Source organism: Pseudomonas sp. MDV22-iso1 (genome assembly GCF_058145095.1).
In genome coordinates, this window is the sequence record NZ_JBYVMF010000001.1 from 369,211 (window position 1) to 394,274 (window position 25,064).

The 25,064-nt window shown below is 52.1% G+C and carries 19 protein-coding genes; all 19 read left to right on the forward strand.

All coding sequences use genetic code 11. The annotated features are described in order from the left end of the window. Positions 1-32: 32 nt before the first annotated feature. The 19 genes from mtnA to AC3ZVB_RS01795 all read left to right on the forward strand — a co-directional run bounded on the left by mtnA (position 33) and on the right by AC3ZVB_RS01795 (position 25,002). On the forward strand, positions 33-1,109 hold the full coding sequence (mtnA, locus tag AC3ZVB_RS01705) for an S-methyl-5-thioribose-1-phosphate isomerase (RefSeq protein WP_162436105.1): 1,077 nt from the start codon (positions 33-35) through the stop codon (positions 1,107-1,109). Positions 1,110-1,536: 427 nt separating this feature from the next. Further along, the gene (gyrA, locus tag AC3ZVB_RS01710) at positions 1,537-4,197 is read left to right on the forward strand and encodes a DNA gyrase subunit A (protein ID WP_162436106.1); all 2,661 of its coding nucleotides are present in this window, start codon (positions 1,537-1,539) and stop codon (positions 4,195-4,197) included. Positions 4,198-4,444: 247 nt separating this feature from the next. Continuing rightward, complete coding sequence (gene serC / locus AC3ZVB_RS01715) at positions 4,445-5,530, forward strand: 3-phosphoserine/phosphohydroxythreonine transaminase (protein WP_490145600.1); 1,086 nt, start codon at positions 4,445-4,447, stop codon at positions 5,528-5,530. Next, the gene (pheA, locus tag AC3ZVB_RS01720) at positions 5,530-6,624 is read left to right on the forward strand and encodes a prephenate dehydratase (protein ID WP_162436108.1); all 1,095 of its coding nucleotides are present in this window, start codon (positions 5,530-5,532) and stop codon (positions 6,622-6,624) included. The genes serC and pheA overlap by 1 nt, the downstream gene beginning before the upstream one ends. Positions 6,625-6,637: 13 nt before the next feature. Next, entirely contained in the window at positions 6,638-7,750 is a 1,113-nt protein-coding gene (gene hisC / locus AC3ZVB_RS01725; RefSeq protein ID WP_490145601.1) for a histidinol-phosphate transaminase, read from the forward strand. Between the two features lie 28 nt (positions 7,751-7,778). Further along, a complete protein-coding gene (locus AC3ZVB_RS01730; RefSeq protein ID WP_490145681.1) occupies positions 7,779-9,986 on the forward strand; it encodes a bifunctional prephenate dehydrogenase/3-phosphoshikimate 1-carboxyvinyltransferase in 2,208 nt (735 codons plus the stop codon). Then, positions 9,941-10,672: a (d)CMP kinase gene (gene cmk / locus AC3ZVB_RS01735; protein ID WP_208525567.1), complete on the forward strand. Its 732-nt coding sequence runs from the start codon at positions 9,941-9,943 to the stop codon at positions 10,670-10,672. Before AC3ZVB_RS01730 ends, cmk begins: the two co-directional genes overlap by 46 nt. 120 nt (positions 10,673-10,792) lie before the next feature. Beyond that, positions 10,793-12,487: a 30S ribosomal protein S1 gene (gene rpsA, locus AC3ZVB_RS01740; RefSeq protein ID WP_162436111.1), complete on the forward strand. Its 1,695-nt coding sequence runs from the start codon at positions 10,793-10,795 to the stop codon at positions 12,485-12,487. Between the two features lie 285 nt (positions 12,488-12,772). Next, a complete protein-coding gene (locus AC3ZVB_RS01745; protein ID WP_490145602.1) occupies positions 12,773-13,051 on the forward strand; it encodes a hypothetical protein in 279 nt (92 codons plus the stop codon). 151 nt (positions 13,052-13,202) lie between these two features. Then, on the forward strand, positions 13,203-13,496 hold the full coding sequence (ihfB, locus tag AC3ZVB_RS01750) for an integration host factor subunit beta (protein WP_134422175.1): 294 nt from the start codon (positions 13,203-13,205) through the stop codon (positions 13,494-13,496). 430 nt (positions 13,497-13,926) lie between these two features. Beyond that, positions 13,927-14,982 (forward strand): LPS O-antigen chain length determinant protein WzzB, encoded by a 1,056-nt coding sequence (locus AC3ZVB_RS01755; RefSeq protein WP_490145603.1) that lies wholly within the window; start codon positions 13,927-13,929, stop codon positions 14,980-14,982. A 266-nt stretch (positions 14,983-15,248) separates the two neighbouring features. Then, on the forward strand, positions 15,249-16,487 hold the full coding sequence (locus AC3ZVB_RS01760) for a hypothetical protein (protein ID WP_490145604.1): 1,239 nt from the start codon (positions 15,249-15,251) through the stop codon (positions 16,485-16,487). Then, on the forward strand, positions 16,484-17,728 hold the full coding sequence (locus AC3ZVB_RS01765) for an oligosaccharide flippase family protein (RefSeq protein ID WP_490145605.1): 1,245 nt from the start codon (positions 16,484-16,486) through the stop codon (positions 17,726-17,728). The genes AC3ZVB_RS01760 and AC3ZVB_RS01765 overlap by 4 nt, the downstream gene beginning before the upstream one ends. Next, the gene (locus AC3ZVB_RS01770) at positions 17,725-18,513 is read left to right on the forward strand and encodes a glycosyltransferase family A protein (RefSeq protein ID WP_490145606.1); all 789 of its coding nucleotides are present in this window, start codon (positions 17,725-17,727) and stop codon (positions 18,511-18,513) included. Before AC3ZVB_RS01765 ends, AC3ZVB_RS01770 begins: the two co-directional genes overlap by 4 nt. After that, on the forward strand, positions 18,510-19,613 hold the full coding sequence (locus tag AC3ZVB_RS01775) for a glycosyltransferase (RefSeq protein WP_490145607.1): 1,104 nt from the start codon (positions 18,510-18,512) through the stop codon (positions 19,611-19,613). The genes AC3ZVB_RS01770 and AC3ZVB_RS01775 overlap by 4 nt, the downstream gene beginning before the upstream one ends. A 158-nt stretch (positions 19,614-19,771) precedes the next feature. After that, positions 19,772-20,893 (forward strand): glycosyltransferase family 4 protein, encoded by a 1,122-nt coding sequence (locus tag AC3ZVB_RS01780; protein WP_490145608.1) that lies wholly within the window; start codon positions 19,772-19,774, stop codon positions 20,891-20,893. 31 nt (positions 20,894-20,924) lie between these two features. Next, the gene (locus AC3ZVB_RS01785) at positions 20,925-21,902 is read left to right on the forward strand and encodes a UDP-glucose 4-epimerase family protein (protein ID WP_490145609.1); all 978 of its coding nucleotides are present in this window, start codon (positions 20,925-20,927) and stop codon (positions 21,900-21,902) included. Further along, positions 21,899-22,918 carry an MraY family glycosyltransferase gene (locus tag AC3ZVB_RS01790; RefSeq protein WP_490145610.1) on the forward strand — a complete coding sequence of 340 codons (1,020 nt, stop codon included), beginning with the start codon at positions 21,899-21,901 and terminating at the stop codon, positions 22,916-22,918. The genes AC3ZVB_RS01785 and AC3ZVB_RS01790 overlap by 4 nt, the downstream gene beginning before the upstream one ends. Positions 22,919-23,007: 89 nt before the next feature. After that, on the forward strand, positions 23,008-25,002 hold the full coding sequence (locus AC3ZVB_RS01795; RefSeq protein WP_490145682.1) for a polysaccharide biosynthesis protein: 1,995 nt from the start codon (positions 23,008-23,010) through the stop codon (positions 25,000-25,002). The last annotated feature ends 62 nt before the right edge of the window (positions 25,003-25,064 follow it).

The window sequence follows — 25,064 nt, forward strand, 5'->3', positions numbered from 1 at the left end:
CGGCGGCTTTGTTACTGAGTACGGGGTGTGGGATGCGCGATCGACTGTTGGCTGCGGAGAAGGTAAAAGCCATCGATTGGCGTGATGGCGCCCTGTACCTGCTGGATCAGCGCGTATTGCCGTTCGAGGAGACCTGGATTGCCTGCACCAGCGCCGCCGGTGTGGCCGAGGCCATTCGCTCGATGGTGGTGCGGGGTGCTCCGGCCATTGGCATCAGCGTCGCCTACGGCATGGTACTGGCAGCCCGCGCCCGGTTTGCCGAAGGAGGCGACTGGCAGGCGGCGCTGGAAGCTGATTTCGCACTGCTGGCGGACTCCCGGCCAACGGCGGTCAATCTGTTCTGGGCGCTGGGCCGCATGCGCGATCGCCTGGAGCGCCTGAAGAATCACGCCGATCCACTGGCAGTGCTGGAAGCCGAGGCAATCGCCATTCATGAAAGCGATCGGGAAGCCAACCTGACCATGGCGCAGCTGGGCGTGGACCTGATTCGCAAGCATCAGGGCAACGCTCAGGCGATTCTGACTCACTGCAACACCGGCGCGCTGGCCACTGGCGGCTTCGGCACCGCATTGGGGGTGATTCGCGGGGCGTTCATCGAAGGTATGGTCGAGCGCGTGTACGCCGATGAAACCCGCCCATGGCTTCAAGGCTCGCGCTTGACCGCGTGGGAGTTGGCCAACGAAGGCATTCCCGTCACGGTCAATGCCGACTCTGCTGCAGCCCACATCATGAAAACCAAGGGCATTACCTGGGTGATCGTGGGCGCCGACCGGATCACCGCCAATGGCGACGTGGCCAACAAGATCGGTACCTATCAGCTGGCAGTGAACGCCATGCACCACGGCGTGCGCTTCATGGTCGTGGCCCCGAGTTCAACCATCGACATGAACCTGGCCAGTGGCGACGACATTCCCATTGAAGAGCGCGATGGCCGCGAGTTGCTGGAAGTGGGCGGCAAGCGCGTCGGTGCGGACGTGGATGCGTTCAATCCGGTATTCGACGTGACCCCTGCGGACCTGATCGATGTCATCGTCACCGAAAAAGGCATCGTCGAGCGGCCAGACACCGCGAAAATGGCGCAGTTGATGTGCCGCAAGCGTCTGCATTGATTTCCGTAGCGTCTGAAAGGACTTCATCGCCAGCAGGCTGGCTCCCACAGGGTTTGTGATCGACTTAGATCTAATGTGGGAGCCAGCCTGCTGGCGATTTGGGGCTGAAAGTCAATAAACAACCTTAATTCGGTCGCCAATTCGGCATTCGCAGTAGCTCTAAGCCTCTCTGATCCCCTTCAAGCCTGTCACCGGTCAACTAACTATGCTCCATGCGCATCAGAGGGATAGGTGCGTGGCGGCTCTTGTGATAACATCCGGCGTTTTCCGAGGCAGTCCCACGGGGTTGTCTTTACTGCGCAAATCCATGGCACAACTCGTTGATTTGTCGTAAGTCGGTGTATGGCACTCCAGCCTGCAGCGGCGAGCTTCGTTCGTCCCATATGGATGTGACGAGGTTTCACCAGAAAAAGGAATCAGGCTTCTCATGGGCGAACTGGCCAAAGAAATCCTCCCGGTCAATATCGAAGACGAGCTGAAGCAGTCCTACCTCGACTACGCAATGAGCGTAATTGTCGGGCGGGCACTGCCGGATGCGCGCGATGGCTTGAAGCCCGTGCACCGGCGTGTGCTGTTCGCGATGAGCGAGCTGGGCAACGACTTCAACAAGCCGTACAAGAAATCTGCCCGTGTTGTCGGTGACGTGATCGGTAAGTATCACCCGCACGGTGATACCGCGGTGTACGACACCATCGTTCGTATGGCGCAGCCTTTCTCGCTGCGTTACCTGCTGGTAGACGGGCAGGGCAACTTCGGTTCGGTGGACGGCGACAACGCTGCGGCCATGCGATACACCGAAGTGCGCATGACCAAGCTGGCGCACGAGCTGCTGGCTGACCTGCACAAAGAAACCGTGGACTGGGTGCCGAACTACGACGGCACTGAAATGATCCCGGCGGTCATGCCGACCCGTATTCCCAACCTGTTGGTCAACGGCTCCAGCGGTATCGCCGTGGGCATGGCCACCAACATCCCGCCGCACAACCTCGGTGAAGTCATCGACGGTTGCCTGGCACTCATCGACAACCCCGAGTTGACCATCGATGAGCTGATGCAATACATCCCCGGTCCGGACTTTCCGACCGCTGCGATCATCAACGGTCGTGCCGGCATCATTGAAGCCTACCGTACCGGTCGCGGCCGCATTTACATGCGCGCCCGCTCGACGATCGAAGACATCGACAAGGTCGGTGGTCGTCAGCAGATCGTCATCACCGAACTCCCTTACCAGCTGAACAAGGCCCGTCTGATCGAGAAGATCGCCGAGCTGGTCAAAGAGAAGAAGCTGGAAGGCATCACTGAATTGCGCGACGAGTCCGACAAGGACGGTATGCGCGTCGTGATCGAACTGCGTCGTGGCGAAGTGCCTGAGGTGATCCTCAACAACCTCTACGCCCAGACCCAGCTGCAAGCGGTGTTCGGCATCAACATCGTTGCGCTGATCGACGGCCGTCCGCGGATCCTGAACCTCAAGGACCTGCTGGAAGCCTTCGTTCGCCACCGTCGTGAAGTGGTGACCCGTCGTACCGTGTTCGAACTGCGTAAGGCGCGCGAACGGGGTCACATCCTTGAAGGGCAAGCGGTCGCCCTGTCGAACATTGATCCGGTCATTGCCCTGATCAAGGCTTCGCCGACACCGTCGGAAGCCAAGGAAGCGCTGATCAAGACTGCGTGGGAATCTTCCGCTGTGGTCGCGATGGTCGAGCGTGCTGGTGCCGACTCTTGCCGTCCCGAGACCCTGGACCCGCAATACGGTCTGCGCGAAGGCAAGTACTTCCTGTCGCCAGAGCAGGCGCAAGCCATTCTCGAACTGCGTCTGCACCGCCTGACCGGTCTGGAACACGAGAAGCTGCTGGCCGAATATCAAGAGATCCTCAACCAGATCGGCGAGCTGATCCGCATCCTCAACAGCGCCACGCGCCTGATGGAAGTGATCCGCGAAGAGCTGGAAGTGATTCGCGCCGAATACGGCGATGTGCGCCGCACCGAAATTCTTGATGCCCGTCTCGACCTGACCCTGGGTGACATGATCCCGGAAGAAGAGCGCGTCGTGACCATCTCCCACGGTGGCTATGCCAAGACCCAGCCATTGGCTGCGTACCAGGCTCAGCGTCGTGGCGGTAAAGGCAAGTCGGCGACCGGCGTCAAGGATGAGGACTACATCGCTCACCTGCTGGTCGCCAACAGTCACACCACGCTCTTGCTGTTCTCCAGCAAAGGCAAGGTGTACTGGCTGAAAACCTACGAAATCCCGGAAGCCTCCCGCGCTGCCCGTGGTCGTCCGCTGGTCAACCTGCTGCCGCTGGACAGTGATGAATACATCACCACCATGCTGCCGGTCGAGGAGTACACCGAAGGTCACTTCATCTTCATGGCCACCGCCAAAGGCACCGTGAAGAAGACCCCGCTGGAATCCTTCAGCCGTCAACGCAGCGTCGGTCTGATCGCGCTGGAACTGGACGAAGGTGACGTACTGATTTCTGCCGCCATTACCGATGGCGAGCGCGAAGTCATGCTGTTCTCCGACGGCGGTAAAGTGACTCGCTTCAAGGAAACCGACGTTCGCGCCATGGGCCGTACTGCTCGCGGTGTTCGCGGCATGCGTCTGCCAGAAGGCCAGAAGCTGATTTCCATGCTGATCCCCGAAGAAGGCAGTGAGATCCTCACCGCTTCGGCGCGTGGTTATGGCAAGCGCACGGCGATCAGCGAGTTCCCTGAGTACAAGCGTGGCGGTCAGGGCGTTATCGCCATGGTCAGCAACGACCGTAACGGCCGTCTGGTCGGTGCAGTCCAGGTGCTTGATGGCGAGGAGATCATGCTGATTTCCGACCAGGGCACGCTGGTTCGTACCCGTGTCGACGAAGTGTCGAGCCTGGGCCGTAATACTCAGGGCGTGACCCTGATCAAGCTGGCCAGCGATGAAACGCTGGTCGGTCTGGAGCGGGTTCAGGAACCGTCGGAAGTCGAAGGCGAAGAGCTGGAAGACGGTGAAGAGGGTGCAGTGTTCGACGGTGATGTCGTGATCGACGACAACGTTGCCGAAGACCAGCAACTCGACGCCGCAGCCGACGAAGAACCGCAGGAATAAGCGGACAAGCAGGGGGCGGATGAGAATTCGCCCCCTTGTTGTTTGTCTCTCTGGAATTAATGATGCCCCTGTAGGAGCGAGCTTGCTCGCGATGGACGTCAACGATGACGCGGGTTTTCTGATTAAGCGCGACGTCTTCGAATCCATCGCGAGCAAGCTCGCTCCTACAGTTGATCGCGCCAGCCATTCGCGGGACGATCACCCCGTACTATTGCGTGATTACCACCAAATCAGAGCGAGATTGGATGTGAGCAAGAGAGCCTATAACTTCTGTGCCGGTCCTGCGGCGCTTCCCGAAGCTGTCCTGAAGCGCGCTCAGGGTGAACTCCTTGATTGGCACGGCAAGGGCCTGTCGGTCATGGAAATGAGCCATCGCAGCGATGAGTTCGTGTCCATTGCCACCAAGGCCGAGCAGGATCTGCGTGATCTGCTCAATATCCCCTCCAATTATAAAGTGCTGTTCCTGCAGGGCGGTGCCAGCCAGCAATTTGCTCAGATCCCTCTGAACCTGTTGCCGGAAGATGGTACGGCCGACTATATCGATACCGGTATCTGGTCGCAGAAAGCCATCGAGGAAGCGACGCGCTACGGACACGTCAATGTTGCCGGTACCGCCAAGCCCTACGACTATTTTGCAATTCCCGGTCAGAACGAATGGAAGCTGTCGAAAGACGCGGCCTACGTTCACTACGCGCCGAACGAAACCATCGGCGGCCTGGAATTCCAGTGGGTCCCGGAAACCGGTGACGTCCCGCTGGTCGCCGACATGTCCTCGGACATCCTCTCGCGTCCAATCGATGTGTCGCGCTTCGGCATGATCTACGCCGGCGCCCAGAAGAACATCGGCCCGAGTGGCATCGTGGTTAACATCGTTCGCGAAGACCTGCTGGGTCGCGCCCGTTCCCTGTGCCCGACCATGCTCGATTACAAGGTCGCGGCCGACAACGGCTCGATGTACAACACCCCGCCAACCCTGGCCTGGTACTTGTCCGGTCTGGTATTCGAGTGGCTGAAAGAGCAGGGTGGTGTTGAAGCCATCGGCAAGCTCAATGAAGTGAAGCAGCGCACGCTGTACGAATTCATCGACGCCAGCGGCCTGTACAGCAACCCGATCAACAAGTCGGACCGCTCGTGGATGAACGTGCCGTTCCGCCTGGCGGACGACCGTCTGGACAAGCCGTTCCTGGCCGGTGCCGAAGCGCGTGGCCTGTTGAACCTCAAGGGTCACCGTTCCGTAGGCGGCATGCGCGCCTCCATCTATAACGCCGTGGACATCGTTGCGGTCAACGCACTGATTTCGTACATGGCAGAGTTCGAGAAGGAACACGGCTAATGTCTGAGCAAGAACTCAAGGCACTGCGCGTTCGCATTGATGCTCTGGACACCAAGGTCCTGGAGCTGATCAGTGAGCGCGCGCGCTGCGCCCAGGAAGTTGCGCGGGTAAAGATGGCCTCGCTGGCCGAAGGCGAAGTGCCGGTGTTCTATCGTCCCGAGCGTGAAGCTCAGGTGCTCAAGCGAGTGATGGAACGCAACCAGGGGCCGCTGGGCAACGAAGAGATGGCGCGGCTGTTCCGCGAAATCATGTCTTCGTGCCTGGCACTCGAGCAGCCGCTGAAAGTGGCTTACCTCGGCCCGGAAGGTACCTTTACTCAAGCGGCGGCCATGAAGCACTTTGGCCACGCAGTGATCAGCAAGCCGATGGCAGCAATCGACGAAGTCTTCCGTGAAGTCGCGGCGGGTGCGGTGAATTTTGGCGTGGTTCCGGTGGAAAACTCCACCGAAGGCGCAGTCAACCACACCCTCGACAGCTTCCTTGAACATGACATGGTCATTTGTGGCGAAGTCGAGCTGCGGATTCACCATCACCTGCTGGTGGGCGAAAACACCAAGACCGACAGCATCAGCCGCATCTATTCCCATGCCCAGTCACTGGCCCAGTGCCGCAAGTGGCTGGACGCCCATTATCCGAATGTCGAGCGTGTGGCGGTGTCCAGCAACGCCGAAGCGGCCAAGCGGGTCAAGGGTGAGTGGAACTCGGCAGCGATTGCCGGCGACATGGCGGCCAGTCTGTACGGGTTGACCCGTCTGGCCGAGAAAATCGAGGATCGCCCGGACAACTCCACGCGATTCCTGATGATCGGCAGCCAGGAAGTGCCGCCGACCGGCGACGACAAGACTTCGATCATTGTCTCCATGAGCAACAAGCCCGGCGCGCTTCACGAGTTGCTGGTGCCTTTCCACGACAATGGCATCGACCTGACTCGCATCGAGACGCGTCCTTCGCGCAGCGGTAAATGGACCTACGTGTTCTTTATCGACTTCGTCGGCCACCACCGCGATCCATTGATCAAAGGTGTATTGGAAAAGATCAGTCAGGAAGCGGTAGCACTCAAAGTGCTCGGTTCCTACCCGAAAGCAGTTCTTTAAGGGCGACAGCAAAATGAGTGGTGACTTCCTCGCTCTGGCACAGCCGGGCGTGCAACAACTTTCGCCTTACGTCCCGGGCAAACCCGTGGACGAACTGGCGCGTGAGCTGGATATCGATCCGGCCAGCATCGTCAAACTGGCGAGTAACGAAAATCCGCTGGGTGCCAGTCCCAAGGCTCTGGCTGCGATTCGCGAAGAGCTGGCCGAGCTGACCCGTTATCCGGACGGCAACGGTTTTGCGCTTAAAACCCTGCTGGCCGAGCAGTGCCGCGTCGAGCTGAATCAAGTGACGCTGGGTAACGGTTCCAACGACATTCTGGAGCTGGTCGCCCGCGCCTATCTGGCGCCCGGCTTGAACGCAGTGTTCAGTGAGCACGCGTTCGCGGTGTATCCAATCGTGACCCAGGCGGTGGGTGCTGATGCACGTGTGATTCCGGCTAAAGAGTGGGGGCATGACCTTTCGGCCATGCTGGCGGCAATCGACGCCAACACCCGCGTGATCTTTATCGCCAACCCGAACAATCCAACCGGGACCTGGTTCGGTGCCGAAGCACTGGACGAGTTCCTGCAGGATGTACCGGAGCACGTCCTGGTGGTGCTGGACGAGGCGTACATCGAATACGCCGAAGGCAGTGACCTGCCGGACGGTCTGGACTACCTGGCGGCGTATCCGAATCTGCTGGTTTCGCGCACATTCTCCAAAGCTTACGGCCTGGCAGCGCTGCGTGTGGGTTATGGCTTGTCTACCGCCGTGGTGGCAGACGTGCTGAACCGTGTGCGACAACCGTTCAACGTCAACAGCCTGGCCCTGGCCGCTGCCTGTGCCGCGCTGCAAGATGCCGATTACCTGGCTGAAAGCCGTCGTCTGAACGAAGCGGGCATGCAGCAACTGGAAGCGGGCTTCCGCGAACTGGGGCTGAGCTGGATTGAGTCCAAAGGCAACTTCATTTGCGTCGATCTGGGGCGCGTTGCTGCTCCGGTGTTCCAGGGCTTGCTGCGCGAGGGCGTGATCGTGCGTCCGGTGGCGAACTACGGAATGCCCAACCACCTGCGTATCACCATCGGCCTGCCGGCGGAAAACAGCCGCTTCCTCGAGGCGCTGACCAAGGTTCTGGCTCGTGGTTGATGTCACTGCACTGCAATCTGCTGAACCTATGATCGGTCGCCTGGTGGTGGTCGGTCTGGGATTGATCGGCGGTTCGTTTGCCAAGGGTTTGCGTGAAAGCGGTGTTTGTCGGGAAGTGGTCGGTGTCGATCTCGATCCGCAATCGCGCAAGCTGGCGGTTGAGTTGGGTGTGGTGGATCGCTGTGAAGAAGACCTGGCCGTTGCATGCCAGGGCGCAGACGTCATTCAGTTGGCCGTGCCGATCCTGGCCATGGAAAAAATGCTCGGCCGTTTGGCGGGTATGGACCTGGGGCAAGCGATTCTTACCGACGTCGGCAGTGCCAAGGGCAACGTCGTTCGCGCGGCCACTGAAGCGTTTGGCGGCATGCCGGCGCGCTTCGTTCCGGGACATCCGATTGCCGGTTCCGAGCAGAGCGGGGTGGAAGCCTCCAATGCCGACTTGTTCCGTCGCCATAAAGTGATTCTGACGCCGCTGGAGCAAACCGATCCGGCAGCCCTGGCAGTGGTCGACCGGTTGTGGCGCGCACTGGGTGCCGATGTCGAGCACATGCAGGTCGAGCGCCACGATGAAGTGCTGGCGGCGACCAGCCATTTGCCGCACTTGCTGGCGTTCGGTTTGGTCGATTCGTTGGCCAAGCGCAATGAAAATCTTGAGATCTTCCGTTACGCTGCCGGCGGTTTCCGCGATTTCACAAGAATCGCCGGAAGCGATCCGGTGATGTGGCACGACATCTTCCTCGCCAACCGCGAAGCTGTCCTGCGCACACTCGATACATTTCGCAGCGACCTCGACGCCTTGCGCGACGCGGTCGATGCAGGGGATGGGCACCAATTGTTGGGCGTCTTCACTCGCGCCCGGGTTGCTCGCGAACATTTCAGTAAAATCCTGGCCCGCCGGGCTTATGTGGACGCTATGAACTCCAACGACCTGATTTTCCTGGGACAACCTGGTGGCCGCCTGACTGGGCGGATTCGTGTACCGGGTGACAAATCGATTTCCCACCGCTCGATCATGCTGGGTTCCCTGGCCGAAGGCGTCACTGAAGTCGAAGGCTTCCTTGAGGGCGAAGACGCGCTGGCGACCTTGCAAGCGTTTCGCGACATGGGCGTCGTGATCGAAGGTCCGCACCACGGTCGCGTGACTATCCATGGCGTCGGGCTGCATGGCCTGAAGCCTGCGCCGGGCCCGATCTATCTGGGCAACTCCGGCACGTCGATGCGTCTGCTGTCCGGCCTTTTGGCTGCGCAGAACTTCGACAGCACCCTGACCGGTGATGCCTCGCTGTCCAAGCGCCCGATGAACCGCGTGGCCAACCCGCTGCGGGAAATGGGTGCGGTCATCGAGACTGCTGCTGAAGGTCGTCCACCGATGGTCATTCGGGGTGGCAACAAGCTTAAAGGCGTGACGTACACCATGCCGATGGCCAGCGCCCAGGTGAAATCCTGCCTGCTGCTGGCGGGTCTGTATGCCGAGGGCAAGACTACCGTCACCGAGCCGGCGCCAACCCGCGACCATACCGAACGCATGCTGCGTGGCTTCGGTTATCCGGTGACCGTCGACGGCGCTACGGCGTCGGTCGAGTCCGGCCATAAGCTCACCGCGACCCACATTGAAGTACCGGGGGACATCTCGTCGTCGGCGTTCTTCCTGGTGGCGGCTTCGATTGCTGAAGGTTCGGAGCTGGTGCTCGAGCACGTCGGCATCAACCCGACGCGTACCGGCGTGATCGATATTCTTCGCCTGATGGGCGCTGATATCACCCTGGAAAACGAGCGTGAAGTCGGTGGCGAACCTGTGGCTGATCTGCGCGTTCGTGCAGCTAAACTGAAAGGTATCGAGATTCCGGAAGAGCTGGTTCCGCTGGCGATCGACGAATTCCCGGTATTGTTCGTCGCTGCTGCTTGCGCCGAAGGCCGTACCATCCTGCGTGGCGCCGAAGAGCTGCGCGTCAAGGAATCGGACCGTATCCAGGTGATGGCGGATGGTTTGCTGGCGCTTGGCGTCAAATGCGAACCGACCCCGGACGGCATCATTATTGATGGCGGCCTGATCGGCGGCGGCGAAGTGCACGGTCACGGCGATCACCGGATTGCCATGGCATTCAGTGTTGCCTCGCTGCGCGCTACCGCGCCGATCCGCATCCATGATTGTGCGAACGTCGCGACGTCGTTTCCCAACTTCCTCGCGCTATGCGCTCAGGTCGGCATCCGCGTTGCTCAAGAGGCTCAGTCGTGAACATCAAGCCACCGGTCATCACCATCGACGGCCCAAGCGGGTCGGGCAAAGGCACTATTGCCGGTATTCTGGCCAAGCGTCTTGGCTGGTGCCTGCTGGACTCCGGTGCGTTGTACCGTTTGCTGGCATTCGCCGCCCGCAATCATGGCGTTGACCTGACGAACGAAGAGTCGTTGAAGCTGTTGGCGGCTCATCTGGACGTGCAGTTCGTCGGCGCGACGGAAGGTCATCCGCAACGAATCATCCTCGAAGGTGATGACGTCACTGATGATTTGCGCAATGAGCAGGTCGGCGCGTGGGCCTCGCAAGTGGCCGCGTTGCCGGCTGTGCGCGACGCTTTACTGCAGCGCCAGCGGGCGTTTCAGGAGGCTCCGGGCCTGGTGGCCGATGGGCGCGACATGGGCACCGTGGTTTTTCCGGATGCGCCGCTGAAGATATTCCTCACTGCCAGTGCCGAGGAGCGTGCGCGCCGTCGATACTTGCAGTTGAAGGGCAAAGTCGATGGTGTTAGTCTGTCGAGTCTGCTAGATGAGATACGTGTCCGCGATGAGCGTGACACCCAGCGAGCGGTAGCCCCGCTCAAGCCGGCGGCTGACGCCATACAGCTGGATTCCACGGAATTATCCATCGATCAGGTGCTGGAACGCATCATGAGTGAGATCGCCATTCGCGATATCGCCGGGTGACCAAGAAGCCTCGCAGGGGACCAGTCATAGTCCTGCGTTGTTTCTTTAAATGAACATAACCCACGTCGTCTGGGATGTGGAGATGGGCGTATCCTTCGCCCTTATTCAACAGGAATTAAAATGAGCGAAAGCTTTGCGGAACTCTTTGAAGAAAGCCTAAAAACCCTGAACCTTCAGGCAGGCTCCATCATCACCGGTGTTATCGTTGATATCGATTACCAAGCTCGCTGGGTAACCGTTCACGCTGGCCTGAAGTCTGAAGCACTCATCCCGCTTGAGCAGTTCTACAACGACGCTGGCGATCTGACTATCAATGTCGGTGACGAAGTTCACGTTGCTCTGGACTCGGTTGAAGACGGCTTTGGTGAAACCAAGCTGTCCCGTGAAAAAGCCAAGCGCGCTGAATGCTGGATTGTTCTGGAAGCAGCCTTCGCAGCCGAAGAAGTGGTCAAGGGCGTTATCAACGGTAAGGTTAAAGGCGGCTTCACAGTCGACGTTAACGGCATCCGTGCGTTCCTGCCAGGTTCTCTGGTTGACGTTCGTCCAGTGCGCGACACCACGCACCTGGAAGGCAAAGAGCTGGAATTCAAGGTCATCAAACTCGACCAGAAACGCAACAACGTTGTCGTTTCCCGTCGTAGCGTCCTCGAAGCCGAGAACTCCGCTGAGCGTGAAGCTCTGCTGGAATCCCTGCAGGAAGGTCAACAAGTCAAAGGTATCGTCAAAAACCTCACCGATTACGGCGCATTCGTCGATCTGGGTGGCGTCGATGGCCTGCTGCACATTACCGACATGGCTTGGAAGCGTATCAAGCATCCTTCCGAAATCGTCAACGTTGGCGACGAGATTGATGTCAAGGTTCTGAAATACGATCGCGAACGCAATCGTGTTTCCCTGGGCCTGAAGCAACTGGGCGAAGATCCATGGGTTGCTATCAAAGCCCGTTACCCAGAAAGCACTCGCGTTACCGCTCGTGTAACCAACCTGACCGACTACGGCTGCTTCGCTGAGCTGGAAGAAGGCGTTGAAGGTCTGGTACACGTTTCCGAAATGGACTGGACCAACAAGAACATCCACCCTTCGAAAGTCGTACAAGTCGGCGACGAAGTGGAAGTTATGGTTCTGGACATCGACGAAGAGCGTCGTCGTATCTCCCTCGGCATCAAGCAGTGCAAATCTAACCCATGGGAAGATTTCTCTGGCCAGTTCAACAAGGGCGATAAAATCTCCGGCACCATCAAGTCGATCACCGATTTCGGTATCTTCATTGGTCTGGACGGCGGCATCGACGGTCTGGTTCACCTGTCCGACATCTCCTGGAACGAAGTGGGCGAAGAAGCCGTTCGCCGCTTCAAGAAGGGCGACGAGCTGGACACCGTTATCCTGTCGGTTGACCCAGAGCGCGAGCGTATCTCCCTGGGTATCAAGCAACTGGAAAGCGATCCGTTCTCCGAGTACGTTCAAGAGAACGACAAAGGCGCAATCGTTAAAGGCATCGTGAAAGAAGTTGACGCTAAAGGCGCCATCATCACTCTGGCCGACGATATCGAAGCGACTCTGAAAGCCTCCGAAATCAGCCGTGACCGCGTTGAAGACGCGCGCAACGTTCTGAAAGAAGGCCAGGAAGTAGAAGCCAAGATCATCAGCGTTGACCGCAAGAGCCGCGTAATCCAGCTCTCCATCAAGTCGAAAGACGATGCTGAAGAGAAAGAAGCAATCCAGAGCCTGCGCGACAAGCCAGCGACTTCGGAACCTGCTGCTGGTCCTACCACTCTGGGCGACCTGTTGCGTGCACAAATGGAAAAACAGAACTAAGTTCTGTCAGACCATAGAAAAAGGGCGACTTCGGTCGCCCTTTTTTGTGCCCGGAATTTGGCAAAGACACCCATGGTCGTGAATCAATCAAACACCGAGCACCTGTAGGAGCTGCCGCAGGCTGCGATCTTTTGATCTTTTACTTTGTTGCCTAACATTCCGCCTTGAACCAATCCCCTGCCAAAACTGTCCCTTTCTTTAACAGGATCAATTGCTTATTTGCAGCTACGCTAGAGCTTAGGGTGCATGCGCCCTCCGGTAGGGTGCCCGACATTAAGGAAGTGAATGAACAAGCTCATAGTCGCCATTGCACTGCTGGTATTGGCAGGCTGTACCACAACTGCCAAAACTCATGCGGTGCGTGGAGTCAGTGGCATAGAGATTGATTGCTCGGGGCTGGGCTCCGGGTGGGAGAAATGCCAAAAGCGTGCAGTCAAGGAGTGCAAGGGGGCAGGTTACAAGGTTGTTGCAAGGTCCGATGATGCCAAAGAGGAGGATGAATTCCCCTTCGGCTTTAATCCTGCGGGGTATCTGACCCGCACTATGCTGGTTATCTGTCGGTAGTGGATGAAGGAACTATCTGACGCCTGAAGCGCTGAAAACAGGCGAGTCAAGCCTGCTGAATATATGTCGAAGCCTGGACTGTTCAAATAGCTCCGAGCGTGCTAAAACCTTTGAAGCGCTGATCTAGCTGCTTGAAAAAGAAGGGAAAAATATGACGAAGTCGGAGTTGATCGAACGAATTGTCACCCATCAAGGGCTGCTCTCATCCAAGGATGTGGAGCTGGCCATCAAGACCATGCTTGAACAAATGTCCCAATGCCTGGCTACCGGCGATCGTATCGAGATCCGTGGCTTTGGCAGCTTCTCCTTGCACTACCGCGCACCGCGGGTAGGGCGTAATCCCAAGACCGGGCAGTCGGTTAGCCTGGATGGGAAGTTTGTTCCTCATTTCAAGCCGGGGAAGGAGCTTCGGGATCGGGTTAATGAGGATGAGGAAGAAAATTAAGTGCGAATCGGAGGTAAGAGAGATGCGTCTATTTCGGCGTGTAGGAACAGCTACATTTGGAATACTCTTAGCTTTGGCGGCAATTGTATTCATCTTAGAAAATCAACAGCCATCTAGTTTGATTTTCTTGGGGTGGTCGACGCCTCCCCTTCCGCTGTCGATCTATGTTGCTTCCTCCCTCCTGCTAGGCATGGTCATAGGTCCAGTTGCTATGCTCTTAGCTCGATGTTTTTCAGGCAGGAAGCCTCAATCCCGATAAAATACCATCGACAGCAAATTCCGATGCTCACCGAGAGAGCGCCACCGCTGGTACAATGGCGCTGTAGAACGAAAGTCATACCTAACGTAATAATTTTATAGATTACATCGTGGTTGAACGAACGTGCACCTCACTGCTGTGTTGTGCCGTAATAGAAAAGGCGAGTGGGGCATGCAAAGCAGTACATCACAATCACACAGCAGTGCTGAAATTGACATTCAGGCACTGGTCCGTTCGCTATGGAAGCGAAAATGGATTGTTTTTGGCGTGGCGTTAGTGTCGACACTATTGGCTGCTGCGTACGCATTTACAGCTAAACCAGTATATGAAGCAAAGCTTTTTCTTATCCCGCCAACGCAGAATGATATAGCTAACTTTAATTACGGACGCACGCGCGATTACGATTTAGTGCCTTTGACGATAAAGGATATCTATACAGTTTTTCTGCGAATTTTGGACTCCGAATCTCTTCATCGCGAATTTTTTAATACCGTTTATTTACCCAGTCTCACAGAGGAAGAGAGAAAGGGCTCCAGAGATGCTTTGTATTCGCGATTCTCAAAGACATTAATTGTAACTTTGCCGGTTAGAGACGCTGGCGATCAATCTGCAGTCGCGGTCCAGACGACTAACCCTGAACTGGCGTCGATCTGGGTTCAGCAATATGCTGATCGAGCCGGGCTGTTGGCGAAAGAGGAGATAATTAAGAACGTCGCCACTGAAAGTCGTGTCAGGGCTCGTAACCTCCTCCAACAGATAAAGTCTCTTCGAGAAACGGGCACGCAAATTCGTCAAGATTCCATTACCAAGTTGCAAGAGGCGCTAAAAGTCGCAGAAGCAATTGGTTTGGAGAAGCCGCCAATCATTACGGGTAATCCTTCTGTCGAATTAGCTGGAAGCATGGATGGACAGATTATATATATGCGTGGATCCAAGGCGCTGAAGGCTGAAATTCAGAACTTGGAACAGCGGCAGTCGGACGATCCATTTGTGATGAATCTTCGTGAACTGCAGTCAAAGCATGATTTTTTCAAAAATTTAGATGTCAGTCCGTCAGATGTATGGGTGTACCGACAGGACGGCGATGTGAACCGACCTGACGCGCCGATCAAACCTAAAAAATCATTGATTATTACTTTGGGTGTGATTTTGGGGTTGATGGCTGGAGTATTTATTGCTGTCATCTTGTATCTCACAAATGACGCCAGGGCCAAGCGGGCCGTATGAAGATGCCAACGGTAGCTATTTCGCGTATTTTGATTTAAGCATACGCGCTTATACTGTCAGCAGGTGCCAATTGTTCGATATGTATAACTGATGTATATGCCCGCTCGTTAAAGGGCATCTGCTGCAAGCGGGATCACGATGCCAAGGGGCATAAAGCCGCAGTGAGCTCCTTAGGTTAAAATTCGACCGTCTCACATATGAGCGTATGCCGATCACGAGCGGAAATTAATTTTAATCATGATTGATAAATCTAGAGTGGCCGGGGCGTGATCAATATTACTAAAAAGCAAAGGATGCCATTTTATATTGTTCTTTCAGCATGCGCACTCGTGGTTCTTGGTGATTTGCGAAACGTTATAACACCTTTCGGATATTGGGCGTTATGGGGCTTGCTTCTGGCATCTGGTGCACTAGTTGTCAAAGCTGGGCGCATTTATAAAGATATAGTTTTTTTGTGCGCAAGTTTTGGTTTTGCTATTTTAGTATTGGCTTTGTTAATTGCAGGGCTCGCAAATGCAGATGCATATACTGCTTATCAAGCGGTAAAATTTATTATGATTTATGCTGTCTTCGTGGTTGTTTATGCCAACTCGCAGCTCTTAGACATCGACGACTTCTATCGGATTTCAGCTACTGCGACGGGTATTGGTTTAGTGGTGTTCATCATATCCAAATACTGGTTGAGCGATTACTATATAGTTTTAGGAGATGGGCGGCAAGGTAGCCTGTTTGCGTATCCTGGAGTGCTGTGGAAAACAAGCGCTTTTTTTTGTGCGTTTATGATTGCTAAGATGCTTAGCAGTCCTATATCTAGAATCATGATTACGACTTTTGTGTTGGTATCGTCGGTTTATTTGCTGTTAGCCGATTCAAGTCGAACAGGTTTCCTATGGTTTGCGGTGATTTTAATAGCATTCGCTTCAATGGTATTTATGTTAAATGCAGCAAGAATGTTATCGATTGTATCGATATTAATTTTACTGTTCGGTCTATTTGCAGTTTTTAATCTAGACGCTATTTATGGATTCCTGGATGGGAAGTCGCTCCTCGTAGTAAACAGATTGTTCGAAGGCGATCCAATTAGGTCGAAAATGCTCAGCGATGGCATATTAAATGCTGAGGCTTGCCTACCCTTAGGATGTGGATTCCAAAGCTCGACCTCTATAGTAGGGGGACAGCCTATGGTTATCCATAATGTGTATTTAGCAATCTTAGGTGACCTTGGAGCGCTGGGCGAGATCGGGCTACTTATTATTGTACTAAGCCCGCTGCTGTTTTTTGCGCTGCGAGAGTGGTTTAACGGGCCTACTGCTGCTCCTGTTGCATACTACAAATTGGCAGCATACTTAGGCGCTTCATGTTTCTGTTTTTTGTTGCTCTTTCATCCATTGAGTTCAGAGATGTCTGAGTGGGGCTATTGGGCAATCATGTTGTCTTGGCTGTCGAGATTGTCGAATATGGGCGAGAGCTCAGAGTTGGCCCAAGAAATGAGCACTAAATTGTGAAGTATCTGATTAAAAACATGGGATTGCTGTTTTTTGCACAGTTGTGCGCTTATCTGATACCCATTCTTGAAATTCCCGTGCTAGCAAGGGCGTTGGGCGTCCAAGAGTATGGAAAAGTAGTTCTTATCCAGTCTGTAGCGTTGCTGTCTTCATTAGTAGTGGAGTACGGGTTTTCTCTAAGTGGTTCTAGACAGATAGCACTGGCAAGTGGTGAAAAACAATCTTTGGCGAGAATATATGGGGAAATTTTCTCTGCCAAGCTTCTGATCGTAGCAATAGTTGTACTGATTGGCACGGTAGTCTGCCTTATTAAAGGTTCCTATTTTTATGATCCAAAACTAATTTTTCTAGGGTTCTTGTATTTCTTGGCGTTCGGATTTAGTCCATTTTGGTTTTTTCAAGGGTTGGAGAAAATAAGCTTTGTTGTAATCATGGAAGTCGTGCTGCGTTTCGCAAGCCTGCTGCTTTTGTTTTTGTTCGTTAACTCTGCGGATGACGCATTTTTAGCGCTCTGTATAATGTCTAGTTTGGGGTTGTTGAATACGATCCTGGGGAACGCACTGTGTTTGAAAAAGGTAGGGCGATTATTTTTTAGTTTTTACGGTGGCTTGCAACAATTAAAAATTGGTTTTCATGTGTTTATATATAAAAGTTCAAATAATATACTCCTAAGCGCTGGGCCGTCTTTGGTTGGTGCCACCTCTGGCCACGTTGCCGTAGCATCGTATGTCCCGGCCGAGAAAATTATTCGTGGTTTCGTAGGTTTCGTGAATCCTGTTTTGATTGGCTTTTTTCCTTATCTGAATAGGCAATACCTTTCATCCAAACAAAATACAATTCGACTATCATTGTTTATTGTATTAGGGATGTTTATTGCCGGGGTGTTCGCATCGAGTGCAATATTTTTTGTAGGGGACTTTCTAATTAGAAGTGTTCTAGGTCAAGAATATTTAGTAGCAAGTAGTATACTTAAGATCTTCGTTTGGATTATACCTTTTAGATTGGCTAATCAGGCTCTCGGGTTATGTATGTTAATACCGATGGGCAAAGATAGATTAACGAGTGGCCTTATTATGTTTTTTTCAATTCTGTCAATTTTGATGGCTGCTGCTCTCTCTATTTGGTACGGAGTTGATGGAGTGGTTTTTGGCTTCGTTCTTGCTGAAATTTGTCTATTCCTCGCATTGATAGCCGTTGTGGCAAAAATGACACTCCTGTCATTAAATGGGGATAAAAAATGATTACCATCGTCACTGCGACTTATAATCGAGCGTCAACGATTCCGAGATTATATAGCAGTCTTTGTGCTCAAAGCTGCCTGGATTTTGAGTGGGTAGTCGTTGATGATGGGAGTGTCGACGATACACCAAAATTACTAAACGAAATTTCCGAAGCATCACCATTCCCAATCAGAGTGATTCAGCAGAAAAATGGTGGCAAGCATGTTGCGTTAAATACCGGCGCCCAGAATGCGTTGACACCGTGGATTTTGATAGTTGATAGCGATGATGCTTTGGTTACATCTGCCGTTCAAACAGTGATAACAGAGATTCAAGGTCAAGCCGATAGAGACGTTGTTGGATGGTGCTACCGTAAGGCGTTTTTTGACATGCGTTTAGTTGGCGCGAGAATCGACCAAGATAATTGTCCCAAATATCTGTCGCCCACTGAAGCGGGCCATCTATTTAAGGGCGATCTCGCGTATGTATTTAAGACGGCGTTACTCCTGCGCCACAAGTTTCCTGTGTTTGGCACGGAGAAATTTGTGCCAGAACTTTATATATGGAACAAGATAGGGGATGAAGGACGCATTCGTATTCATGGGAATACAGTGATTTATCTATGTGATTATTTAGAAGACGGTTATTCAAATAATTTCTCATCTAACTTGCGAAAAAATCCTATTGGGTTTTTAACTTTTTATTGGTATCAAATTGCCAGGGAGAGAAGTTTTTTTTATAAAGTTAAGTATGCAATACGTTCTATTCAGTGTTGCATCTATGTAATGCTTAAAAGGTTCTCATGAAAATATTATTTTTCATCACTAGTCTGGATGTCGGTGGTGCGGAGCGTCAGGTGCTTGACTTGGCTCAGCGCCTAGTTGCTCGCGATCATCATGTTAAAATTGTGTATCTTACCGGTTCTGGTCGTTTGCTATCTTCTAACGAACCTTTTGAGGTTATAGGGTTGGGAGGCGCAAAATCGCTTCGCAGTCTTATATCATGCCTCTTCGCTTTACGTGCGGTGATCAAATCTTTCAAGCCGGATGTAGTGCATTCTCACATGGTCCACGCTAATCTCTTGGCTCGGTTGGTAAGAGTCATTACCTCTATTCCACGACTCATATGTACAGCCCACAGCAACAACGAGGGTGGTAAGTTGCGAATGCTAGGATATCGCGCGACCAATTTTCTCGCGGATGTAACTACTAATGTCAGTAGTGGCGCCGTTCAGGCATTTGAGGCTAAAGGGGCTGTAAAAAGCGGTGAAATGTTGGTGGTGCCTAATGGTATCGATACTCAAAAATTTATGTTCAAGGAATCTGCTCGTTCCTTGATTCGAAGTGCTGAGGGAGTCGAGGCTGGAGATAAGGTAATTCTTGCTGTAGGTCGACTTGTTGAAGCTAAAGACTATCCTAACCTGCTGCGTGCTTTCCAAATCCTATGCAAAGATGCCGATACGCTTAAACTTTGGATTGTGGGCGATGGTGAATTGAAGGAGAAACTGGTCAATTTATCTATTCAATTATCCATACATAATCGAGTTAGATTTTTAGGCGTTCGGGACAACGTATCAGATTTCTACAGTTGTGCTGATGTCTACGTTCTGTCATCGGCCTGGGAGGGTTTCGGACTGGTCGTCGCTGAAGCGATGGCCACAGAACGGGTGGTCGTTGTTACAGACAGCGGCGGCGTTAAGGAGGTGGTTGGTGACCAAGGCTTCGTTGTTTCGCCCGGTGACGCTAATGCCTTAGCTACAGCAGTGAGACGAGCGCTCGATTTAGGCCCTATTGATGCTGAAAATTTGGGCGTTCAGGCCAGAGATAGGGTGATTGAGAGGTATTCTCTCGATAATGTTGTCACTACTTGGGTAAATCTCTATTCGGTGCCAGCGACACCTCGATGAACTGGTATTAACAGACCGCGCCTAAGGCATGGTATCGTGTTCATTTGATGCGCCAACTACGATATACAGCAGGTGTTCTGATGAGCGGACTGAACGCCGCCTGTTTGATCTGCGACGTATTGGAGCAAGCTCGTTTGCTACGACGAATGGATCTTTAAATGAAGATAGTGTTGATAGGGACCACAGCGGCTTGTGTTCTTGGATTCAGGGCCGATTTGATTCAGGCATTGGTGGCAAGGGGAGATCAGGTTTATGCCTTTGCGCTTGACTTCGACGTTGAAACGCGGGCAAAAGTTAAAGCTCTTGGAGCTGAGCCTGTTGACTACATTTTCAGTCGGGCGGGCCTGAATCCATTTGGCGATATTTTAAATACTTATAAACTGTCAAAGCTTATCGAAAAAATTTCGCCGGACCTTGTCTTCAGCTACTTCTCAAAGCCTGTAATTTTTGGAACATTAGCCGCTGCAATGGCGGGTGTTAAGAGACGCATTGGTATGCTTGAAGGCCTTGGTTATGTCTTCACCGAGAAGCCTGAGGGAGCATCGTTGAAAGGAAGGATTTTGAAATGCGTACAGGTTTTTTTGTACAGAATTTCATTTCCTTTTCTTGAAAGAATAATTTTTCTTAACAAAGATGATCCTATCGATCTGATTGAAAAGCACAAGCTTAAAGCCCGAAAAATAAGCGTGCTTGGCGGTATTGGATTGAATTTGCGGAATTATCCTTATTCTGAACCTCCAGTCAGACCTGTAAGCTTTATCTTTGTCGGTCGCTTGCTTGCGGAGAAAGGGATAAACGAATTCATTGAGGCCGCACGATTAGTCAGATCGAAGTCGGACTCCGCTACATTTGTGATGTTGGGTGGTCTGGATGAGACAAATCCCGGCGGTCTGAGCTTGAGCGATGTCAGCAAATTAGTCAGTGAGGGATTAGTAGATCACCGTGGTCACGTTGACGACGTAGCTGGCTGGCTTTCTAACTCCAGTGTGTTTGTGCTTCCATCCTATCGAGAGGGGGTTCCTCGAAGTACTCAGGAAGCCATGGCTATTGGTCGTCCGGTTATTACCACAGATGTACCTGGTTGCCGGGAAACGGTGAGGGAGGGGGTCAATGGCTTCATAGTCCCCCCGTGGTCCCCGGAAGCGATTGCCGAAAAAATGCTATATTTTATAAGCCATCCAGATCAGATTAAGATAATGGGATTGAATAGCTTCAAAATTGCGCAAGAAGATTTTGATGCTCGTCAAGTAAATGATCGGTTGATGAGCTATTTTCAGTGAGCAGCTCCTTATTGTAAGTTTTGGTGAGTTAATGGAATTTTCTCGTGAAACAGTTTTGTTGACAGGAAGCTCTGGGTTTGTCGGGGGCGCAATTTTGCGCGATATGGCTCATCGAGATATTTTTAATATTAAGGTTGCCACCCGTGATCCGAAAGCGGGAGCGCCTACTACTTTTAATTCTGTATTTTTTCGTGAATTAGATGCTCAACAGTGCTGGGCCCAAGCTTTGGAAGGGGTGGATATTATTGTTCACTCAGCAGCGCGTGTTCATGTGATGAACGAGCGGGCCGCGAACCCTTTGGCTGAGTTCCGAAAAACAAATGTCGAAGGTACGTTGAATCTCGCGAGGCAAGCCGCTGAAAGGGGTGTTAAACGATTTGTGTTTATTAGCTCTATCAAAGTCAATGGTGAAGCAACTTCATCGGGAGTTCCCTATACCGCTGACTCCCTCGCAGCCCCTGTAGATGAGTATGGTATTTCTAAGCATGAGGCCGAGATTGGCTTACTAAAAATTGCGGCTGATTCCCATATGCAGGTGGTAATAATTAGACCCGTGTTAGTTTATGGGCCAGGTGTTAAGGCGAATTTTTTGACAATGATGCGTATACTGGAGAAAAATATACCGCTACCATTTGGATCTATCAATAATAGAAGAAGTTTAGTTGCGTTGGATAACTTGGTTGATTTCGTCAATGTTTGTTTGACTCACCCGGCGGCAGCGAATCAAATATTCCTTGTAAGTGATGGTGATGATCTGTCAACCACGCAACTTCTTAGGAAGCTGTCGCGCGCGTTGGGTAGCCATACTATCCTCCTGCCGATTCCTGAGAGAGTGATAAGATTCGCATCGAGTATTGCGGGCAAGGCGAAATTGACCGATAGACTATGCGGTTCGCTTCAAGTCGATATCACGAAAAATAAAACTTTATTGGGCTGGGTACCACCCGTATCAGTGGATGAAGCCCTGAATAAAACAGTTAAACATTACCAAGGAATCGCCACTCTATGAGCGCATGGTTTCTCATACCGATTATTTTTATCGTTTCTCTGATTCTTACAAGAATGCTTCGCTTGTACGCGCTCAATCATAGTTTGATAGATATCCCAAATCTTCGGAGTTCGCACTCGATCCCTACGCCGCGCGGAGGTGGGGTTGCTATTGTGGTGAGTTTTTTGATGCTCCTCCCGCTGCTATCTTATGGAGGTTATCTCCCTTGGGCGCAGGTCATTGGCCTAATAGGATCGGGCGGGGCAGTGGCGCTGATCGGATTTCTGGATGACCATGGACATATCGCTGCTCGTTGGAGGTTGTTGGGGCACTTCACGGCGGCGTTTTGGGCTCTATACTGGGTCGCGAGTTTACCGCCCCTGGTTTTTTTTGGTTTTGAGTTAAACTTCGGTGTACTGTCGTATGTTTTTGGGGCTTTATATCTCGTCTGGATGCTGAACCTATACAATTTTATGGATGGAATTGATGGTTTGGCGAGCGTTGAGGCTATTACAGTCTGCTTGAGCGCTGCTGTACTCTACTTTTTTGGTGGCATTGAGCAGCTAATTTGGGCTCCTCTCTTGCTAGCTTTTGCAGTAACCGGATTTCTATATTGGAATTTTCCACCTGCAAAGATATTCATGGGTGATGCCGGGAGTGGTTTCTTAGGTTTAATTCTCGCGACGCTTTCTTTACAGGCAGCGGCATTATCCCCAAAATTTTTATGGGTATGGATAATTTTGCTTGGCGTGTTCATTGTTGATGCTACGTTTACTTTAATCCGGCGGCTGATTAGAGGTGATAAAGTGTATGAGGCTCATAGAAGTCATGCATATCAGTTCGCCTCTAGGCGTATAGGCAAACACCTATATGTAACGCTTGGGGTTGCATTAATAAATATAATTTGGCTTCTACCTTTGGCCTACCTCGTAGCTGTGGAATATCTAGATGGCGTTTTGGCACTCGTCATTGCGTACTCGCCTTTAATTCTGATCGCCTTCAAATATAATGCAGGCGGAGTAGAAGTACGTTCCTAGTTTGTACAAATTGACGTGGTTTCTGTTCTTACGCTCAGATGTGTTAATAGTAAATTTCTGAGAGGATGGGTAGGTTGATTGGAGGATTTATGGATAGATTGAGAGAGTTCCTTCTCGGCTTACCGCGCCGTCAAAAGCGCCTTATTCAGGTATTGACCGATACCCTATTAGTTTGGTTTGCCCTGTGGATGGCTTTCGTGGTGAGGCTCGGGCTTGATGAACTGACTAACCCGTTCATTCAGCACGCATGGTTGTTTCTCAGTGCCCCGGCTGTAGCCATTCCACTATTTATTCGGTTTGGTATGTATCGCGCTGTAATGCGCTATTTTGGTAATGATGCATTAATAGCAATTATCAAAGCGGTATCTCTTTCCTCTCTGATTCTTGGTGTGGTTGTATACTGGTATAGCAACCATGAGAATGTAGTCCCTCGGTCGATAATATTCAATTACTGGTGGTTGAGCCTGATCATGGTTGGCGGATTACGCCTGGCAATGCGTCAGTATTTTTTAGGGGATTGGTTTTCTGCTGCACAACATGTTCCATTTACCAGTCGCGATAATGGGCTCACTAGGGTTGCAATATATGGAGCCGGAGCTGCAGGGAATCAACTAGTGGCTGCACTTCGAATGGGTCGCGTCATGAGGCCGGTGGCCTTTATAGACGATGATAGTTCTATCGCTGATAGGGTCATATCGGGTCTGCATGTGTACAAACCTAAACATGTTCAGCAGATGATCGAATCTACCGGCGCGCAAGAAATACTATTAGCGATCCCTTCATCTAACCGCGCAAGAAGACGTGAGATTCTAGGATTTCTGGAAGGATTTCCGTTGCATGTACGCAGTGTCCCAGGCTTCATGGACCTGGCCAGCGGCCGAGTTAAAGTCGATGATATCCAAGAGGTAGATATCGCCGATTTGCTCGGAAGGGATCCTGTACCTGCGCAGAGCGAATTACTCGAACATTGCATCAAAGGTCAAGTGGTTCTTGTGACGGGAGCAGGCGGCTCAATCGGATCTGAGCTATGCCGTCAAATTATAGCTTTACACCCAACGACGCTCCTGCTTTTCGAACACAGTGAATTCAATCTTTACACTATACTTTCGGAACTAGAGCAACGTGTTGCTCGTGAGTCCTTGCCTGTACGCGTTTTGCCGATCTTGGGTTCGGTTCAAAATCAGGACAAACTCTTAGATGTAATGAAAACATGGCAAGTTGCTACGGTTTACCACACAGCAGCCTATAAACACGTTCCAATGGTCGAGCATAATATTGCTGAGGGAGTGCTGAACAACGTTATAGGCACGTTATATACCGCACAGGCAGCAGTGCAAGCTGGTGTTGACAATTTTGTACTGATATCTACTGATAAGGCTGTACGGCCAACCAATGTTATGGGCAGCACCAAGCGCCTGGCTGAACTTACACTTCAGGCGTTGAGTTGCGAACGTGCTCCAGTTATGTTTCGCGATATTACGAACGAGCCGAAGCCAAATAAAACCAGATTCACTATGGTTAGATTTGGCAATGTTCTGGGTTCGTCTGGATCTGTAATACCGTTGTTTCATAAGCAAATTAAATCCGGCGGTCCACTTACGGTTACGCATCCTAAAATCACGCGTTACTTCATGACCATCCCTGAGGCTGCGCAGTTGGTGATCCAAGCTGGCTCAATGGGGCAGGGTGGCGATGTATTTGTATTAGATATGGGCGAACCAGTCAAAATTATCGAGCTAGCAGAGAGAATGATCCATCTGTCTGGTTTAAGTGTCAGATCTGAAAAAAATATTCATGGTGACATTTCTGTAGAATTTACGGGGTTGCGACCAGGAGAAAAATTATATGAGGAGTTGCTTATTGGCGATAATGTAGTCGCTACTCAGCACCCGATGATAATGCGTGCAAATGAAGATTATCTTTCGTGGGAATCGCTAAAAGTTAAGCTTGAAGAACTCATCGCCGCAGTCAAGGAAGATGACTATTCACGCGTCCGGCAGCTTCTTAGGGAAACCGTCAGTGGGTATGCCCCTGATGGGGATATTGTGGATTATATATATCAGCAGCGACGTCTTTTACCCTGAATTGGTCTGTCCGTAATAAAGCCATGCTTAAGTGAGCATGGCATTTTATTTGAAAAGTTAGT

Coding starts and splice junctions, on each gene's coding strand:
- AC3ZVB_RS01795 (WP_490145682.1), top strand. CDS start 23,008: ATGGATAGATTGAGAGAGTTCCTTCTCGGCTTACCGCGCCGTCAAAAG.
- ihfB (WP_134422175.1), top strand. CDS start 13,203: ATGACGAAGTCGGAGTTGATCGAACGAATTGTCACCCATCAAGGGCTG.
- gyrA (WP_162436106.1), top strand. CDS start 1,537: ATGGGCGAACTGGCCAAAGAAATCCTCCCGGTCAATATCGAAGACGAG.
- pheA (WP_162436108.1), top strand. CDS start 5,530: ATGTCTGAGCAAGAACTCAAGGCACTGCGCGTTCGCATTGATGCTCTG.
- cmk (WP_208525567.1), top strand. CDS start 9,941: ATGCGCTCAGGTCGGCATCCGCGTTGCTCAAGAGGCTCAGTCGTGAAC.
- mtnA (WP_162436105.1), top strand. CDS start 33: ATGCGCGATCGACTGTTGGCTGCGGAGAAGGTAAAAGCCATCGATTGG.
- AC3ZVB_RS01755 (WP_490145603.1), top strand. CDS start 13,927: ATGCAAAGCAGTACATCACAATCACACAGCAGTGCTGAAATTGACATT.
- AC3ZVB_RS01745 (WP_490145602.1), top strand. CDS start 12,773: ATGAACAAGCTCATAGTCGCCATTGCACTGCTGGTATTGGCAGGCTGT.
- AC3ZVB_RS01785 (WP_490145609.1), top strand. CDS start 20,925: ATGGAATTTTCTCGTGAAACAGTTTTGTTGACAGGAAGCTCTGGGTTT.
- AC3ZVB_RS01775 (WP_490145607.1), top strand. CDS start 18,510: ATGAAAATATTATTTTTCATCACTAGTCTGGATGTCGGTGGTGCGGAG.
- hisC (WP_490145601.1), top strand. CDS start 6,638: ATGAGTGGTGACTTCCTCGCTCTGGCACAGCCGGGCGTGCAACAACTT.
- AC3ZVB_RS01790 (WP_490145610.1), top strand. CDS start 21,899: ATGAGCGCATGGTTTCTCATACCGATTATTTTTATCGTTTCTCTGATT.
- AC3ZVB_RS01770 (WP_490145606.1), top strand. CDS start 17,725: ATGATTACCATCGTCACTGCGACTTATAATCGAGCGTCAACGATTCCG.
- AC3ZVB_RS01780 (WP_490145608.1), top strand. CDS start 19,772: ATGAAGATAGTGTTGATAGGGACCACAGCGGCTTGTGTTCTTGGATTC.
- rpsA (WP_162436111.1), top strand. CDS start 10,793: ATGAGCGAAAGCTTTGCGGAACTCTTTGAAGAAAGCCTAAAAACCCTG.
- AC3ZVB_RS01730 (WP_490145681.1), top strand. CDS start 7,779: ATGATCGGTCGCCTGGTGGTGGTCGGTCTGGGATTGATCGGCGGTTCG.